The following is a 15,473-nucleotide window of genomic DNA, read 5'->3' as shown; positions in this document are numbered from 1 at the left end:
GTTCCAGGTAGGGGAGGGGCCCGGCCGACGCCGAACCGCTCGATCAAGCGTACTCACGGTGGCTGGGACCGCCCGGTCTTCGTACACACGTGCTATCCACAGGCTGTGGACGCAGCCTGTGGACGCCTGACCCTCCCCCCGGGACGCCGCGACCGGCGATAGCGTGGAGCATCCCGGCGCCGAGGAGGCGAGCCCATGCTCATCGCCCAGCTCAGTGATCCGCACCTGACCACCGGCCTGCTCGCCGCCGAACCGGCCGCCGGGTTGCACCGAGCGCTCGGCCGGGTGCTGGCATTGCGGCCCCGACCGGACTGCGTGGTGATCAGCGGCGACCTGGCCGACCACGGCCAGCCCGACGAGTACGTGGCGCTGCGCGAGGTGATCGGCCGCTTCCCGCTGCCGGTGCACCTGACCACCGGCAACCATGACGACCGGGAGGCCCTGCTCGACACGTTCGGCGGCACACCGTTGCTCGCGGCGGCTTCTCCGCCTACTACCACGTCGACCACGAGGCGGCGTCCGTCGTGGTGCTCGACTCGCTGGTGCCCGGCAGCGACGGCGGCCAACTCGGCGAGGAACAGCTCGGCTGGCTCGACGGGGTGCTGGCCGGGCGGCCCGAGGTACCCGCCGTGATCTTCCTGCACCACCCGCCGGTCGCTGTCGGCATCCCCGTGGCCGACTCCATCCGGCTTGCCGACGGCGACGCGCTCGCCGAGGTGATCGGCCGGTACCGGCACGTGGTGCGGGTCGGCGCCGGCCACCTCCACCGCCCGGTCACCACTGCGTACGCGGGCACCGTCCTCACCGTGGCGCCCAGCACGTGGAAGCAGAGCACGCTCACCATGAGCGCCGACGAGCAGATCGGTTGGGTCAACGAACCCACCGCCTTCCTGCTGCACTCGGTCGAAGCCGGTGGCTGCGTGACCCACACCGTGCAGGTGAGCCACTCCGCCGGGCAGACCGGTGGCTTCTGAGGGGTCGTCGTGCTGGCCTGGTACGTCTCGTACGGTTCGAACATGCACGCCGCCCGGCTGGGCTGGTACATCGGGGGCGGCTGCCCGCCCGGCGGAAAGCGGACGTACCCGGGCTGCCGCGACCGGCGTCCACCCAGCCGATCGGCACCCGTGTGGCTGCCCGGCGGCATCTACTTCGCTGGCGAGTCCGGCGCCTGGACCGGCGGCATGGCCTTCTACGACCCGCACCTGCCGGGCGAGGCCGCGGCCCGCGCCTACCTGGTCACCCTGGAGCAGTTCACCGACATCGCGGCCCAGGAGATGTACCGCCCGCCGGGCGACACTACCGAGCTGATCCCGGCGACCGGCGCGGCCATCGACGCCGCCGTAGCCGACGGACGGGCCACGCTCGGCCCGGGGCGGTACGAGACACTGATCTGCCCAGGCAGCCGTGACGGTGTACCGATGCTCACCTTCACCGCCCCCGAGGGGGCGTCAGCCGTGCCGTGCCGGCCTCCCGCGCCGATCTACCTCGGCATGATCGCCCGAGGGCTGCGCGAGTCGCACGGCTGGCCCGCCGAGCGGATCGGCACCTACCTGGCCGCCCGGCCCGGCGTGGCGGGCGCCTGGCCGCCGGACGCCGTCGCAGCCCTCGTCGACAAGGCGCTGGCTGACGGCTGAGCCGACGATCTTGCACCGGCTCGCGCCTCGGCGGCCGCTAATGCGGTCAACCGAGCAGGAACTCGCGCAGCGCGGGGGCCAGCGTCGTCGCTGGCACGTCGTGGTAACCGCCGTCGAGGCTCACGGACCGGCCGCCCGGCACGGCCTCGGCCGCCGCCCGACTCGCATCCCGCAACCACTGTGGACTGCCGGTGCTGTCCACCGCGAGGGTCGGCGCGGTGATGGCCGCCAGCCGCTCGGCGGGGAGTCGCCCTCCGGCGGTGACGATCGCGTCGTACACCAGTGTGTGCGCGACCGCCGTGAGCCCACCCCACATCGGTTGCGACCGCATCCCGGCGATCTGCTCAGCCGGCAGCCCCACCGAGGCGCTGAGGAAGATCTCCACAGCGCCGTCCCGGTCATCAGCGGCGATCAGCTCGATGAGCTGCGGAGTGATGTCCTTGCGGACGCCCACGTGCGGACCGACCTGGAACGGTGGCTCGAACATGACCAACGTGGTCACCGGCAGGCCCTGTGCGGTGGCGAGGGCGGCCAGGACGGCACCGGAGGAGATGCCGTAGACGGCGGCGGAACCACCCGCCGCCGCGATCAGGGCGGCCAGGTCGTCGATCTCGCGGCCGACCTCGTACGGTGGGGTGTCGCCGCTGTAGCCCCGACCACGACGGTCATAGCTGAAGGCGGTGAAATCCGGCGCCAGTGCCGCACCCAGGTCGCGGGTCGCGTTGCGATCGCTGAACGCGCCGCCGACGAGGACGACCGCCGGCCCGGCACCGGACCGCTCGAACGCGATGGGTGTGCCGTCGACCGACCGAACCTGCTCCGCCACCGGTGTCGTTCCGCTCACGATGCCGTCCCCATTCCTCGTAGGTGTCCCGTCCTTTCTAGACCCCGGGTCCGACGTTGTCCGGCAGACCGCGTTAAACGGGGATCGATAGCGGCCTCGGCGTACGCGCTGCTCCGGTGCGCTGCCCGGGTCGACCGGCGGGCGTCCGGATGAGAGGCTGTCGGGGCGGGGGCCATGCTCAACCACCGTCATCCGCGACCCTTTCGACGGCGTCCGTCGGCGGCCCCGGTCGACCCAGAGGCCGGGCACCGTACACGCCGATTCTTACGAGGAGATCCATGTTCATACCCGGGATGCGTCGGGCCGCTGTCGGCCTGACCGCGCTCGCGGTGGCCGCTTTCGGCGCGGTCGCCACCAGCCCTGAGCAAGCCGACGCGCGGCCGAAGCCGGTCGACGTCACCCTGCTCGCCCTCAACGACTTCCACGGCAACCTCGAACCGCCGAGCGGGTCCAGCGGCACCATCGCCGGGCAGACCGCGGGTGGCGTCGAGTTCCTGGCCACCCACCTTGCCGAGCTGCGGGCCGCAGCCAAGAAGAAGAACACCATCACCGTCGCCGCCGGTGACCTGATCGGTGCGTCCCCGCTGCTCTCCGCCGCGTTCCACGACGAGCCGACCATCGAGGCGCTGAGCATGGCCGGGCTGGACTACGCCAGCGTCGGCAACCACGAGTTCGACGAAGGCGCCGCCGAGCTGCTGCGGATCCAGAACGGCGGCTGCCACCCGGTGGACGGCTGCATCGACGGCACCCCGTACCGGGGGGCCGGCTTCCAGTACCTGTCCGCGAACGCCTTCAAGACCGCCACGGGCAAGCCGCTGATGGCGCCGTACGCGATCCACAAGGTGCAGGGCGTCAAGGTCGGCTTCATCGGCATGACCCTGGAAGGCACGCCGCAGATCGTCAGCCAGCAGGGCGTCGCCGGCCTCAGCTTCGCCGACGAGGCGGACACCGCCAACCGGTACGCGCGCGAGCTGCGTCGCAAGGGCGTACAGGCGATCGTCGTCCTGCTGCACGAGGGTGGCACCCAGGCCGCGACCGGCGGGATCAACGACTGCGTCGGCATGACCGGTCCCATCGTGGACATCACCAACCGGATGGATCCGTCGATCGACGTGGTGGTCAGCGGGCACACCCACCAGGCGTACAACTGCGACATCAACGGCAAGCTGGTCACCAGCGCCAGCTCGTTCGGTCGCCTGGTCACCGACATCGACCTGAAGATCGATCGCCGGAGCGGCGACGTGATCTCCGCCGCCGCCAACAACGTGGTGGTGACCCGCGACGTCGCCAAGGACCCGCGGCAGACCGCGCTGATCAACCGGTACAAGACCGTGCTCGGCCCGGTCGCCGGACGCCAGGTCGGCGTGACCAACGAGGCGATCACCCGCAGCCAGGAAACCCTCTTCGGTACGAGTCTGGGCGAATCGCCACTGGGCAACCTGATCGCCGACGCGCAGCTCGCCGCCACCGACGACGAACAGAACGCAGTCGCCGCCTTCATGAACCCGGGCGGGGTCCGAGCCGACCTCGACGCCGGCTCGGTCACCTACGAAGAGGCGTTCACCGTGCAGCCGTTCGCCAACAACCTGGTGACACTGGACCTCACCGGCGCACAGCTCTACTGCGTACTGGAACAGCAGTTCGTCACCGGCCGGACCCTGTACCCGTCGGCCACAGTGGGCTACGTGGTCGACCCGAACGGCACCACCGGTACGGTCGCCGACCCGTGCGCCGGCACCCGCGTGGTCCGGGGCAGCCTCACCCTCGGCGGCACCACCGTCGACACCGCAGCCACCTACCGGGTGACGGTGAACAACTTCCTCGCCGGCGGAGGCGACGGCTTCAGCGCCCTCACCGGCGGCACGAACCTGGTCACCGGCCAGATCGACCTGGACGCCTTCGTCGACTACCTGACCGCCCAGTCGCCGGTCTCCGCACCGACGCTGGACCGGATCCGCACCACCGCCGAGGTCCCCGCCGCCTGACGGCCGACCCCCGCGACATCGGGCCCCGGAGCACCAGCTCCGGGGCCCGACCCGTCCCCGACGCCGCCCACCCGTGCCTGCGCTTGTCCGTGCTTGTGCCTGCGCCTGTGCTTGTCCGTGCCTGTGCTTGTCCGTGCCTGCGCCTGTGCCTGCGCTTGTCCGTGCTTGTGCCTGCGCCTGTCCGTGCTTGCGCCTGCCGCCTGCCGCTCTGCTCGCGCATGCCCCACCGGGCAAGATCGCGCTCGAACATGGATGTAGTGGCATCGGGGCGCGGGGAAGCCACTACATCCAGGATTGAGCGCGATCTTGCAAGATGGCGCGGGGCGCGGGGCGCGGGGCGTGGGGCGTGGGCTACGGGGCGTGGGCTGCGGGGTGCGGGGTGTGAGGCGTGGGGCGTGGGGCGTGGGGTGTGCGGGGTGCGGGGTGGGGTGCGCGGACGGCGGGGCGCGGGGGTGTGGGGTGGGGGGCGTGGGGTGCGAGGTAGGGCGGGGTGTTCGAGGTCAGGCGGGGGCGGGCGTGGGGGTGGGGGATGTCGGGGTGGCCGTCGCGAGGCCGTCCTGCTCCGTGGTGAGCAGCCGACGCAGGGAGAGCGCGACCAGTGAAGCCACCAGGCAGCCGCCGACAACCGTCGCCACCCAGACCATGCCGTTGGCGGCGCCGATGAGTGGGCCGGCGGTCACTGGGCCGATCACACCGCTGATGCCGAAGATCATCGAACTCATGGCGTTGTACCGGCCGCGCAGCTCGTCGGTGGCCAGCGCGTTGGTCAGCGCGGGCATCACCGGGGACAGCATCGTCTCGCCGAAGCCGAAGATCGCCGAGCAGAGCACCACGCACAGGGCGGCCAGCACGGCGTTCTCGGCACTGACCAGGCCGGCCGCGCCGAGGACCAGCCAGGCGGCGGCGAACACCGCTCCCACCACTGCCAACGCCCGGGTGCGGCTGCGCCCCTCGATCCGCCGGATGACCAGCAGTTGCGCGAGCACGATCATCACCGTGTTGGCCGCGAGCGCCCAGGCCACTACCCGGGGGTTCACCTCGGCCACCCGCACCGCGTACGCGGCGAAGCCCACCTCCACCTGCGCGTAGCCGCAGGTGGTGAGGATCAGCCCGAAGATCACCAGCCGCCGGAACGGACGATCGCGGAGCACAGTCAGGTAGCCACCGGCTGACGGCTCGTCGACGCCTCGACGTTTGCCGAGTCGGTGGCCCACCCCGGGCAGGGTGAGCAGGATCAGCGCGGGCATCAGGTAGGTCACCGCGTCCAGCAGGTAGATCGCCTGGAAGGTGCCGGGCCGGGCGGTGTCGACGATCGCGCCGGAGGTCATGCCACCGATGCCGATGCCGAGGTTGAGCAGGGCGAAGTTCAACCCGAAGACGCGTTGCCGCTCGTCGTCGTCGGTCAGCGACGCGAGGATGGTGTTCTGCCCGGACCAGATCGCGGAGCTGCCGACGGCGATCACCGTCATCACCAGTAGCGCCGAACCGGTCGAGTGGACCAGCGCGAGCGAGGCGGTGCCGATCGCCTCGATCACGAGACAGGGCACCACCACCCGGCGGGCGCCGATCCGGTCGATCAGCGTCCCGCCCAGCGGCGACAGGGCCAGGGTGACCACGCCGTACCAGCCGATCACGAGCCCGGCGCGGGTGTCGGTGAGGCCGCGTACGTCGGTCAGGTAGATGAAGAGGAACGGCAGGGTCAGACCGCGCCCGATCGCCGACAGCAGGGTGCCGATCAGGAGTCGGCGAGCTTCCGAACGGCGGGGCAGGGCACGACGCAGCATGCCGGCATTCTGTGCGGTGGGTCTGACGCCGCGCGAACCGTTTTGACCACGCCTTGCGGTGACCGGGATCAACTGTGACCAATCCCACGTTGATCCACTGGCTGTGATCGCTGTCGGTCGGTGTCCGCCGGGTCTGCGATGCTGGCGCGATGACCGGCACCTGGCGACACCTGCCCGCTACCGCCCGCGCCATCGCGGTGACCGCCACGACGGCCGTCGCCGCCGCCCAGGCACGCGACGGTCAGGCGTACGACGAGGCGGTCGGCGGTCTCGCCGCTGACGAGCGTTCCGGCCTGGTGCTCGGCGCGGTGGTCCGGTTGCTGCTGGAGGAGAGCCACCCGGACGGGTTGGCCGGTGACGACATCCGCCAGGTGTTGACCCATTGCGTGCAGCAGTCGACGCGGTGGCGAACCGATGTCGACCCGCACGTGGTGCTCGTCCTGCTGGCCGGCGCGTTGGGGGTGTACGACCCCGACGGCGACGAGTCGCCGCCAGACGCCGCGGCTCTGGCCCGACACGCCCCGCTGCTCGTGGCCGACCTGTTGGCGGCGACCAGCGTGCCATTGGACGACTACCTGGCCGCCGCGTTCGCGGAGATCGAGCGCACCGAACGGCAGGATTGACCGGCCGCTACCTCGAACGGCGTGGCGCGGACCGCCGTCACCGTGCCAGCGGTCATCCGAACACCATCACTCCTGGTTCCAGGTGTCGGTCTCGGTTGTCGGCTGCGCACCCTGCTGTACCGGCTCTGTGACGTCAACTCGACACATGACTGCCGGGGTATTTGGTTGCGTCGATTATGAAGAGATGGTTCGGGTCTTTCCGCGTGGGCGTCGGCGCGTCGTCACGTGGGTGGTGGCGGCGAGTGCCTGCTCGGTGGTGGCGGTGTTGTTGTGGTGGAACCCATTTGCTTGGCGGGCGCCGCAGTGGGGGTGGGCCGTAGCGGAGCAGGCCAGTTGGTTAGCGGGGATTGTTGGCGCGGTCTTCGCGCTCGTTGCCGTGCTGGATGCACGCTTGACGGCTTGGTCGGAGCGTCGCCGGATAGGACGCCCACCGGCGCCGGCGGGTGGGGTACGGGTTGGCCTGGTGCCACAGTTGGCGGCCTGGTTTCAGGACCGGGCCGCCGGTGTCGATTTGATCAGAGCTGCGAAGGCTGGCCGTACGGCTGCGCTGACGCAGGTGTTGTCGGGCATGGGGGGCGTGGGCAAGACGCAGTTGGCGGCTCAGTTCGTGCGGCATCTGGAGTCCACCGGTGAGGTGGACGTGCGGGTCTGGGTGACCGCGTCGAGCGAGGATGCGATCGTCGTCAGTTATGCCGAGGCGGCGCGGGCGGTGGGTGTCGCGCTGGTAGATGCTGACGATCAGTCTGCGGCGCAGCGGTTGATGGAGTGGTTCGGGCGCACTGACCGTCGGTGGTTGGTGGTGTTGGACAACCTTGATGCCCCGGGGGATGCCGCCCGGTGGTGGCCGCCCGACAGTCGGCACGGCCGCACAATCGTCACCACCCGGCGGCGGGATGCTGTCCTGGACACCGACCGCCGGTCGTTGGTCGAGGTCGACCTGTTCACTCCTGGCGAAGCGGTCGCCTACCTCCGCTCGGCCATTGGTGCTGGCGTCGACCAGGAACCGGAGCTGGAGGGACTGGCTGCCGAATTGGAGTATCTGCCGATAGCGGCAGCCCAAGCCGCCGCGTTCATTCGTGACCGCGCTATCGATGCTTCCGTCTACCGGGCGCGGTTGGCCGATCGACATAAGCAGTTGGCTGACCTGGTTCCCCCGGAGGATGCGTTACCCGATGACCAGCGCAAAGTTGTTGGTGCCATCTGGTCGCTTTCCATCGACGCGGCGGACAGCCACCCGCCTTCGGGATTAGCCAGGCGGGTGCTGGAGCTGGCCGCGGTGCTGGATCCGAACGGCATCCCGGACGCGCTATTCAGGACCGACGCGGTCACCGCCCATCTGACGCGGATCAGTGGCCGCGATGTCACCACCGAGGAGGTCTGGGATGCGCTGCGAAACCTGCACCGCCTCCACCTGGTCAGCCACGACCCGGCCACCGGCCGGACTCGCGTGCACGCCCTGATTCAACGTGTCACCCGCGATGACCTCGACGCTCCGCGACTGAGGGCTACCGCCCGCACTGCGGCTGACGGACTGCTGGCAATCTGGCCCGACATCGACCGCGAATCTCGCTATACCCACACTCTGCGTGAGAACGCCGTCGTGCTTCATGCCAGCAGCGGTGACGCTCTGTTGCAGGCTGACGTGCATAACTTGCTGTTCCGCAACCTCGACAGCCTCGGCTACAGCGGCCAGGCTGCCGCCGCCAAGGCCGGGTCGGAGCGGCTGCTTGCCGACGTGTTGCGCGTCCTCGGTCCCAACCACCCCGGCACCCTCGCCACCCGCTACCACCTTTCGCACTGGCGTGGCGAAGCTGGTGACGCGAGCGGCGCCGTCGCCGCCTTTGAGCAAGTGTTCATCGACATGCTGCGCGTCCTCGGCCCTGAGCACCCCTACGTCCTCGCCTCCCGCCACAACCTCGCCTACTGGCGTGGCGAAGCCGGTGACGCGAGCGGCGCCGTCGCCGCCTTCGAGCAAGTGCTCATCGACATGCTGCGCGTCCGCGGTCCCGACCACCCCAACACCCTCGCCTCCCGCCACAACCTCGCCTACTGGCGTGGGAAAGCTGGTGACGCGAGCGGCGCCGTCGCCGCCTTCGAGCAGGTGCTCATCGACATGCTGCGCGTCCACGGTCCCGACCACCCCGACACCCTCACCACCCGCAGCAGCCTCGGCGAGTGGCGTCGCGAAGCTGGTGACCTGAGCGGCGCCGTCACCGCCTTCGAGCACCTGCTCACCGACCGGCTGCGCCTCCTAGGTCCCGACCACCCCAACACCCTCACCACCCGCCACAACCTCGCCTACTGGCGTGGCGAAGCTGGTGACGCGAGCGGCGCCGTCGCCGCCCTCGAGCAAGTGCTCACTGACATGCTGCGCGTCCGCGGTCCCGACCACCCCAGCACCCTCACCACCCGCGAGGCCCTTGCCTACTGGAAACGCAAGCACTCCGGCACCACGGGCACCTAGCTGGTCTACCGTCATCAGCTTCGCCGGTGCCGCTCCAGGACGCGGCGCTCATGGATCGCATCTTCGCGCCGGCTGCTGAGGCGTGGTCACTCAGTTGGTCACCCAGGACGCACCAGAGGGCACATCCATGGATCGGATGTGCCCTCTGACCTCGGTCGGGGTGGCCGGATTCGAACCGACGACCTCTTCGTCCCGAACGAAGCGCGCTACCAAGCTGCGCCACACCCCGAGGCGTGCCGACAAATAGTAGCCCACCCGCCCCGATGGTCAAACTCGGTACCCCCGCCGCCCCCAGTAGCCGAGGTCGGCGAGGCGGGGGCGGTCAGCGGGGGATGAGGGTGAGGATGCTGGCCTCCGGGGGGCAGGCGAAACGGATCGGGGCGGTCGGGTGGGTGCCGAGGCCGGCGGAGACGTGCAGCCAGGAGTCCGAGCCCGGCCACCGGTGCAGGCCGCGCGCCATCGAGCGGGGCAGGCCGCAGTTGGTCACCAGCGCCCCGAAGCCGGGTACGCAGACCTGACCACCGTGGGTGTGCCCGGCCAGCAGCAGCCCGAAGCCGTCCGCCGCCATCTGGTCGAGCACCCGTGGCTCGGGTGAGTGGGTCAGCGCGATGGAGAGGTCAGCCGAGGACGACACCGCGCCGGCAACGGAGGGGTAGTCGTCCCGGTCGATGTGCGGGTCGTCGACGCCGACCAGGTCGAGCTGCCGACCGCCAGCCTTCACCATGGTCCGGGCGTTGTTGAGGTCCGCCCAACCGGCGCCGGTGAAGACCTGACGCAACTCCTCGTAGGGCAGGTCGACGCCCTCGGTGTACTCCCGGTCGGGCAGGAAGTAGGTGAAGGGGTTCTTCAGCACCGGCCCGGTGTAGTCGTTGGAGCCGAACACGAACGCGCCCGGGTAGTCCAGCAGCGGTTGCAGGGCCCGCAGCACCCCGGGCACCGCGCCCGGGTGCGCCATGTTGTCGCCGGTGACCACCACCAGGTCGGGGTCGAGGGCGGCCAGCGACGCCACCCAGCGCTGCTTGCGCGCCTGGTCGGGCATCATGTGCAGGTCCGACAGGTGCAGCACGCGCAGCGGCTCCGCGTCGGCCGGAAGCACCGGCACGTCGTACCGCCGGAGGGTGAACATATTGCGCTCGATGAGCGACGCGTACGCGAGGGTGGCCGCGCCGATCGTGGCGGTTCCGGCGGCGAGCCGGAATAGTGTGCGCTTTCGCATGGCGTTCAGGGTAGTTTGACCGTCCATGAGCACGCTGAAGGACCGCCTCACTGCCGACATGCGTTCCGCGCTCAAGGCGCGCGACGAGCTGACCACCTCCACGCTGCGGATGGCCCTGGCCGCCGTCGGCACCGCCGAGGTCGCCGGCAAGGCCAAGCGCGAGCTCACCGATGACGAGGTGCTCGCGGTGCTGACCAAGGAAGCCAAGAAGCGTCGGGAGGCGGCCACCGCGTTCGCCGACGCCGGGCGCTCCGAGCAGGCCGCGAAGGAGAGCGCCGAGGGTGAGGTGTTGGACCGCTACCTGCCCAAGCAGCTCTCGGACGCCGAGCTGACCGAGCTGGTGTCGGGGGCACTCGCCGCCGGCGGCTTCACCGGCAAGGCCCAGATGGGCCCGGCGATGAAGGCGGCCCAGGCCGCGGTGGCGGGCCAGGCCGAGGGTGGCCGGGTGGCTGCCGAGGTACGCAGACAGCTCGGTCTCTGACCCGGCGGGGTCAGCGGCGCGGCACGACGGGTTGTCGTAGCCGCTCGCCGGTCCGAACAGACGGAACGGGCGGGCACCCAGGAAGGGTGCCCGCCCGTCGTGTCCTACTCGTCGGCTCAGCCGCCGGGGCGACCACCGGGTCGGCCCCCGGGCTGGCCGCCCGGATTGCCGTCGGTGTTGCCCGGCGTGCCGCCGCCACTGCTGACCTCGATGGTGACCACGCCACCCTTGATCGTGCGTCCGTCCGGGCTGGTGCCGGCCGCGTCGCCAGCCTTGCAGGAGGACGGCACCTTCGCGCTGGAGACGACCGGCTCGAAGCCGGCGCCCTTGAGCCGGGACTTCGCCTGCTCCACCGAAACGCACTTCACGTCGGGGATGCTGCGCTGGTCACCCTGGGAGATCTTCTGACCCGGCGCCTCAAAGTCGACCTTCGGTTTGCCCTTCATCGCATCCCGCAGCGTCTCCCACACGGGCGGGTTGATGCCGTCCTTCTCCGCGTGCTTCATCTCGACATTGGTCTGCGGCCAGTCCGGGTCGGCCATGATGCCGGCGACCGCGTACTGCTTGGTCATTGCGACCAGCGCGGCGGTCTTCTCCGAGTCGGTGGTGCCGGACTTGCCGGCCACCGGGTAACCGACGTCGCCGCGGACGTTTCCGGCGGTCGCCCCCGTGCACCGGGACGACGACGACTTGTCACCGACCGGGCACCGGGCCGCGTCCACCGCTGCGCGCGCCACCTCGGTGCTGAACCGCTTCTCGCAGCGCGGGTTCGCGATGTCCAGCTTGTTGCCCTCCGGGTCGCGGATCTCCTGCACCGGGATCGGTTCGCAGTACTTGCCGTCCGCGGCCAGGGTGGCGTAGGCGTTGGCCAGGTCCAGCGGGGTGGTCTGCGAGACGCCCAGGGTGAAGGCACCCCACTGGTGGGCACCCTTCTCGAGGTCCAGGTCCTCCTGGGACCGGAAGTTGATGCCCAGCCGCTTGGCGGCCTTGACCACGTTCTCGGCGCCGACCTGCTGCTGGAGCGGCACGAAGTAGGTGTTCACCGAGCGGCCGAACGCGCTCCACATGTTGTGTACGCCGGCCATGCTCTCGGTCGAGTTGGTGGGGCAGTAGAGGTTGGTCCCCGGGCAGGCGGCCGGGCCGGGCCGGATGATGTATTCCGACCGGAACTGCTTGGGCGCGTTGATGGTGTGGCTGAGCGGGATGCCCTTTTCCAGCGCCGCGACGATGGTGAACATCTTGAACGTCGACCCGGCCTGGTAGCCGGTGATGCCGTCGCCGCCGGTGAGCAGCGGGTTGACGGTCGCCGGGTAATTGCCCCGAATCTTCTTCTTGCTCTTCGCGGGGTCGCTGGAGATCTTGTTCTTCGGGTTCTTCGGGTCGTCGAGCTTGAACTGCCTGTTGACCGCGAGCGCCCGCACCCGGCCGGTGCCCGGCTCGACCACCGCGACCATCGCGGCTTCCTTGCTGTTCTCGCTCTTCGACTTACGGACCGCCTTGTCCGCGGCGCGCTGCGCCTGGATGTCGATCGAGGTCACGACGTTGTAGCCGCCGCTCTTCAGTCGGCGCTCCCGGTCGTACCTGGTCGAACCGAATGTCTCCTGATCCATCCACCAGCGGTAGAAGTAGTCGCAGAAGAAGCCCCAACTGTTGACGTTGGCGGCGACGCAGCCGTTCGGGGTGCGCTTGTCCTTCACGACCAGCTTGGTCGCCTTGGCGGCGTCCGCCTCCTGCTGGGTGATGGCCTTGATGTCGACCATGTTCTGGATGACGTAGTTGCGCCGATCCAGCGCGAGCGGGTAGCCGAGTTCGGTGGTCGGATCGTTCGTCGTCGGCGCCTTGACCATGCCGGCCAGCAACGCCGCTTCCTCGATCTTCAGCTTGCTCGGCGGCTTACCGAAGTAGACCTGGCTGGCGGCGTAGATGCCGTACGCGCCGTTGCCGAACGAGGCGAGGTTGAGGTAGCGGGTGAGGATCTCGTCCTTGGAGAATTCCTTGTCGACCTGGAGGGCCAACCGCATCTCGCGCAGCTTGCGGGCGCTGGTGTCCTCGGTGGCCGCGACGACGTCCGCCGGGTGGGTGGCCGAGTAGGCGATGGCCAGCCGGACGTACTGCATCGTCAGCGTGGAGGCGCCCTGCCGGCCGGAGCCTTCGCTCTGGTTGTTGACGAACGCGCGGGCGACACCGTTGATGTCGACGCCGTTGTGTTTGTAGAAGTCATGGTCTTCGGCCGCGATGATGGCCTTCTGCATGGGTACCGAGATGTCGGGCAGCTTCACGTCCCGTCGGTTCTCGTCGTACATCGTCGCGAGCGGTGTCTTGCCGTCCGAGGCCAGCAGGTAGCTGATCTGTGGCGCGCGGGCCACCGTCAGCTCCGTGGGCAGGGCGCCGAATGTCTCGGCGCCGGCCTTCGCGGCCAGGCCGGACATCGCTACCGCTGGGAAGGCCGCCGCAGCGACCACCACGCCGGCCAGCAGGCCACACACGGCTAGCGATGCGGCGTTGGTCAGCACATTGTGGTCACGTTTCCGCATCCAGGTCACCTCAGCAGGGTACGCGAGTAGGGAACGAGGGGCGCTGGGGCGTTCTTTCCCCATTTCCTGCGCGCGCTGCCCTCGTTGTGCTAAACGCACGACCCCCGGTGCTTGGTTGCGTGTGACCTGGCGTGAGTCTCCTCCGATTCAGTGAGGCGGCGCAGCGTTATCGCTGACCTCGGCGGGGTAACCGGCGGTCGAAGGCCCGGGAAGCCGGGAGTGTCCGGAATGATGGATTTCGTCGACAACGTTGCGTAATCAGTCGACTACAGAGCATGATGGGGGCGGCGACAGCGCCACATGTCGTCCGTGCCGCCTTGGGGAAGGCAGGCCGGGCGATCGGGGGGAATTGCCGGCTGACGTGCATCGACGAGGTCGGTAGGTACTGCAAGGGGGGACGTGTACACATGGGCATGATCACTGACTGGCCGTCACTGGCGGCATGTCAGAACGGGGACCCGGACGCGTTGTTCGTACAGGGTGCCGAACAGAACGTGGCGAAGCGGATCTGCCGGAGCTGCCCAGTTCGGTACGAGTGCCTGGCCGACGCGCTGGACAACCGGATCGAGTTCGGTGTGTGGGGCGGCATGACCGAACGCGAACGGCGGGCGCTACTGCGTCGTCATCCTCAGGTGACGAGCTGGCGCAAGATGTTCGAGGCCGCGATGAAGAAGAACAGCAAGGACAAGGCCGGCAAGGACAAGATTCTCGTCAGCGCGGCCAACTGACGCCGGTCACGGCCGGCTGATCGCCGCGCCGATCGTCCGTAGCCCGTCGACGTCGTGCACGTCGGCGGGCTGCGCCGTGACCGAAACCGCCGGCACGGCAGGGAACGCCTCGGTGAAGCGCGCGGCGACCTGCTGCTCGCGTACCGCCTGACGAGCCAACGCCGCGTGCGCCCGCAGCACGTCGGCGGTGGCCTCATGCCCACCCAGCTGGGTCAGCCGCTCTGCGGCCACCCGGCTCTGCTCGGCGTCCAGCTCAGGGACCACCGGACGGTGCACCCGGTTGAGCACCAGGCCGGCCAGCGGCATCCGCTCGTCCCGCAGCCGGCCCGCGAAGTAGGCGGCCTCCCGGACCGCGTCCGGCTCGGGCGTCGCCACCAGGAGAAAGGCCGTCTCCCGCGCCTGCAGGATGCGGTAGGTCTGCTCGGCGCGCTGCCGGAAACCACCGAACATCGAATCCAGTGCCGCCACGAAGCCGGACAGGTCGGTGAGCAACTGCGCGCCGAGCACCTTCTGCACCACCTTCGAGAACATCCCGAACGAGGCCGTGACCAGGCTGAACATGCTCCGCCCGCCGCTGCGCGCAGGGGCCAGCAGCAGTCGCAGCATCCGGCCGTCGAGGAAACGGGAGAGCCGAGCCGGCGCGTCCAGGAAATCCAGTGCCGAGCGGGACGGTGGGGTGTCCACCACGATCAGGTCCCACTCGCCCCGGGCGTGCAACTGGCCCAGCTTCTCCATTGCCATGTATTCCTGCGTGCCGGCGAAGGTCGAGCTCATCGCCTGGTAGAACGGGTTCGCGAAGATTTCCGCGGCCTTCGTCGGGTCGGTGTGCTGCAACACCACGTCGTCGAAGGTGCGCTTCATGTCCAGCATCATGGCGTGCAGCTCGCCGCCGCTGCTCTCGACGTCGATCCCCTTGACCTGGCGAGGGGTGTTGTCCAGCTCGGTCAGGCCCAGCGACTGGGCCAGCCGGCGGGCCGGGTCGATGGTGAGCACCACAGTGCGGCGGCCGTGGTGCTCGGCGGCCCGCAGCGCCAGCGCCGCGGCGGTGGTCGTCTTTCCCACTCCGCCGGCACCGCAGCACACGACGATCCGCACGCCCGGGTCGGCGAGGATCTGGTCGACGTCCAGCTGCGGCGCCGCGTCTTCGGAAGGCACCAATCGAGCGTATCGGGCCAGTGGG

Annotated in this window: 13 protein-coding genes and 1 tRNA gene; 8 read left to right on the top strand and 6 right to left on the bottom strand. The window is 69.7% G+C overall.

Translation table 11 applies throughout. From position 1 onward, the window contains the following. The first annotated feature begins 195 nt into the window (after positions 1–195). From AB0B94_RS25240 to AB0B94_RS25230, 3 genes are read left to right on the top strand one after another with little or no spacing between them, the layout of a single operon-like run. Entirely contained in the window at positions 196–633 is a 438-nt protein-coding gene (locus AB0B94_RS25240) for a metallophosphoesterase (protein ID WP_357285078.1), read from the top strand. Further along, positions 525–974, top strand: a complete 450-nt coding sequence (locus AB0B94_RS25235) for a hypothetical protein (protein WP_357285075.1) — start codon at positions 525–527, stop codon at positions 972–974. Before AB0B94_RS25240 ends, AB0B94_RS25235 begins: the two co-directional genes overlap by 109 nt. 9 nt (positions 975–983) lie before the next feature. Continuing rightward, positions 984–1,634, top strand: a complete 651-nt coding sequence (locus AB0B94_RS25230; protein ID WP_357285072.1) for a histone deacetylase — start codon at positions 984–986, stop codon at positions 1,632–1,634. 46 nt (positions 1,635–1,680) lie between these two features. On the opposite strand, the gene AB0B94_RS25225 is transcribed toward AB0B94_RS25230, so the two are convergent. After that, entirely contained in the window at positions 1,681–2,478 is a 798-nt protein-coding gene (locus tag AB0B94_RS25225; protein WP_357285068.1) for an alpha/beta hydrolase, read from the bottom strand. 278 nt (positions 2,479–2,756) lie between these two features. Here AB0B94_RS25225 and AB0B94_RS25220 point away from each other — a divergent pair, with 278 nt between their 5' ends. Then, complete coding sequence (locus tag AB0B94_RS25220) at positions 2,757–4,463, top strand: bifunctional metallophosphatase/5'-nucleotidase (RefSeq protein ID WP_357285065.1); 1,707 nt, start codon at positions 2,757–2,759, stop codon at positions 4,461–4,463. Positions 4,464–4,963: 500 nt separating this feature from the next. Here AB0B94_RS25220 and AB0B94_RS25215 read toward each other — a convergent pair whose 3' ends face one another. Beyond that, complete coding sequence (locus AB0B94_RS25215) at positions 4,964–6,247, bottom strand: MFS transporter (RefSeq protein WP_357285060.1); 1,284 nt, start codon at positions 6,245–6,247, stop codon at positions 4,964–4,966. Positions 6,248–6,396: 149 nt separating this feature from the next. On the opposite strand from AB0B94_RS25215, the gene AB0B94_RS25210 reads away from it, so the two are divergent. Both AB0B94_RS25210 and fxsT read left to right on the top strand, forming a co-directional pair. Further along, positions 6,397–6,870 carry a hypothetical protein gene (locus AB0B94_RS25210; protein WP_357285055.1) on the top strand — a complete coding sequence of 158 codons (474 nt, stop codon included), beginning with the start codon at positions 6,397–6,399 and terminating at the stop codon, positions 6,868–6,870. Between the two features lie 145 nt (positions 6,871–7,015). Then, positions 7,016–9,334 (top strand): FxSxx-COOH system tetratricopeptide repeat protein, encoded by a 2,319-nt coding sequence (gene fxsT, locus AB0B94_RS25205; RefSeq protein WP_357285052.1) that lies wholly within the window; start codon positions 7,016–7,018, stop codon positions 9,332–9,334. 155 nt (positions 9,335–9,489) lie between these two features. Here the strand turns inward: fxsT and AB0B94_RS25200 are convergent. Beyond that, positions 9,490–9,563, bottom strand: a tRNA-Pro gene (locus AB0B94_RS25200). A gap of 93 nt (positions 9,564–9,656) precedes the next feature. After that, positions 9,657–10,550 (bottom strand): metallophosphoesterase, encoded by an 894-nt coding sequence (locus AB0B94_RS25195; protein ID WP_357285049.1) that lies wholly within the window; start codon positions 10,548–10,550, stop codon positions 9,657–9,659. A 25-nt stretch (positions 10,551–10,575) separates the two neighbouring features. Between AB0B94_RS25195 and AB0B94_RS25190 the strand changes: the two genes are divergently transcribed. Continuing rightward, on the top strand, positions 10,576–11,031 hold the full coding sequence (locus tag AB0B94_RS25190; RefSeq protein ID WP_357285046.1) for a GatB/YqeY domain-containing protein: 456 nt from the start codon (positions 10,576–10,578) through the stop codon (positions 11,029–11,031). 116 nt (positions 11,032–11,147) lie between these two features. Here the strand turns inward: AB0B94_RS25190 and AB0B94_RS25185 are convergent, their stop codons facing one another. After that, the gene (locus tag AB0B94_RS25185) at positions 11,148–13,565 is read right to left on the bottom strand and encodes a transglycosylase domain-containing protein (RefSeq protein WP_357285043.1); all 2,418 of its coding nucleotides are present in this window, start codon (positions 13,563–13,565) and stop codon (positions 11,148–11,150) included. Between the two features lie 407 nt (positions 13,566–13,972). Between AB0B94_RS25185 and AB0B94_RS25180 the strand changes: the two genes are divergently transcribed. After that, positions 13,973–14,293, top strand: coding sequence for a WhiB family transcriptional regulator (locus AB0B94_RS25180; RefSeq protein WP_030328078.1), 321 nt, complete (start codon positions 13,973–13,975; stop codon positions 14,291–14,293). Between the two features lie 6 nt (positions 14,294–14,299). Here the strand turns inward: AB0B94_RS25180 and AB0B94_RS25175 are convergent, their stop codons facing one another. Beyond that, on the bottom strand, positions 14,300–15,451 hold the full coding sequence (locus tag AB0B94_RS25175; RefSeq protein WP_357285040.1) for an ArsA-related P-loop ATPase: 1,152 nt from the start codon (positions 15,449–15,451) through the stop codon (positions 14,300–14,302). Positions 15,452–15,473 lie beyond the last annotated feature (22 nt).

This window comes from Micromonospora sp. NPDC048986 (assembly GCF_040649335.1).
Lineage (GTDB): Bacteria > Actinomycetota > Actinomycetes > Mycobacteriales > Micromonosporaceae > Micromonospora > Micromonospora alfalfae.
Note: the sequence above shows the minus strand (reverse complement) of the source record. Positions and strands in the feature narration are given on the sequence as shown.

Excerpts from the sequence above, each read along its gene's own strand:
- AB0B94_RS25185 (WP_357285043.1), bottom strand. The coding sequence starts at position 13,565 with ATGCGGAAACGTGACCACAATGTGCTGACCAACGCCGCATCGCTAGCC.
- AB0B94_RS25220 (WP_357285065.1), top strand. The coding sequence starts at position 2,757 with ATGTTCATACCCGGGATGCGTCGGGCCGCTGTCGGCCTGACCGCGCTC.
- AB0B94_RS25195 (WP_357285049.1), bottom strand. The coding sequence starts at position 10,550 with ATGCGAAAGCGCACACTATTCCGGCTCGCCGCCGGAACCGCCACGATC.
- AB0B94_RS25210 (WP_357285055.1), top strand. The coding sequence starts at position 6,397 with ATGACCGGCACCTGGCGACACCTGCCCGCTACCGCCCGCGCCATCGCG.
- fxsT (WP_357285052.1), top strand. The coding sequence starts at position 7,016 with ATGACTGCCGGGGTATTTGGTTGCGTCGATTATGAAGAGATGGTTCGG.
- AB0B94_RS25180 (WP_030328078.1), top strand. The coding sequence starts at position 13,973 with ATGGGCATGATCACTGACTGGCCGTCACTGGCGGCATGTCAGAACGGG.
- AB0B94_RS25240 (WP_357285078.1), top strand. The coding sequence starts at position 196 with ATGCTCATCGCCCAGCTCAGTGATCCGCACCTGACCACCGGCCTGCTC.
- AB0B94_RS25215 (WP_357285060.1), bottom strand. The coding sequence starts at position 6,247 with ATGCTGCGTCGTGCCCTGCCCCGCCGTTCGGAAGCTCGCCGACTCCTG.
- AB0B94_RS25190 (WP_357285046.1), top strand. The coding sequence starts at position 10,576 with ATGAGCACGCTGAAGGACCGCCTCACTGCCGACATGCGTTCCGCGCTC.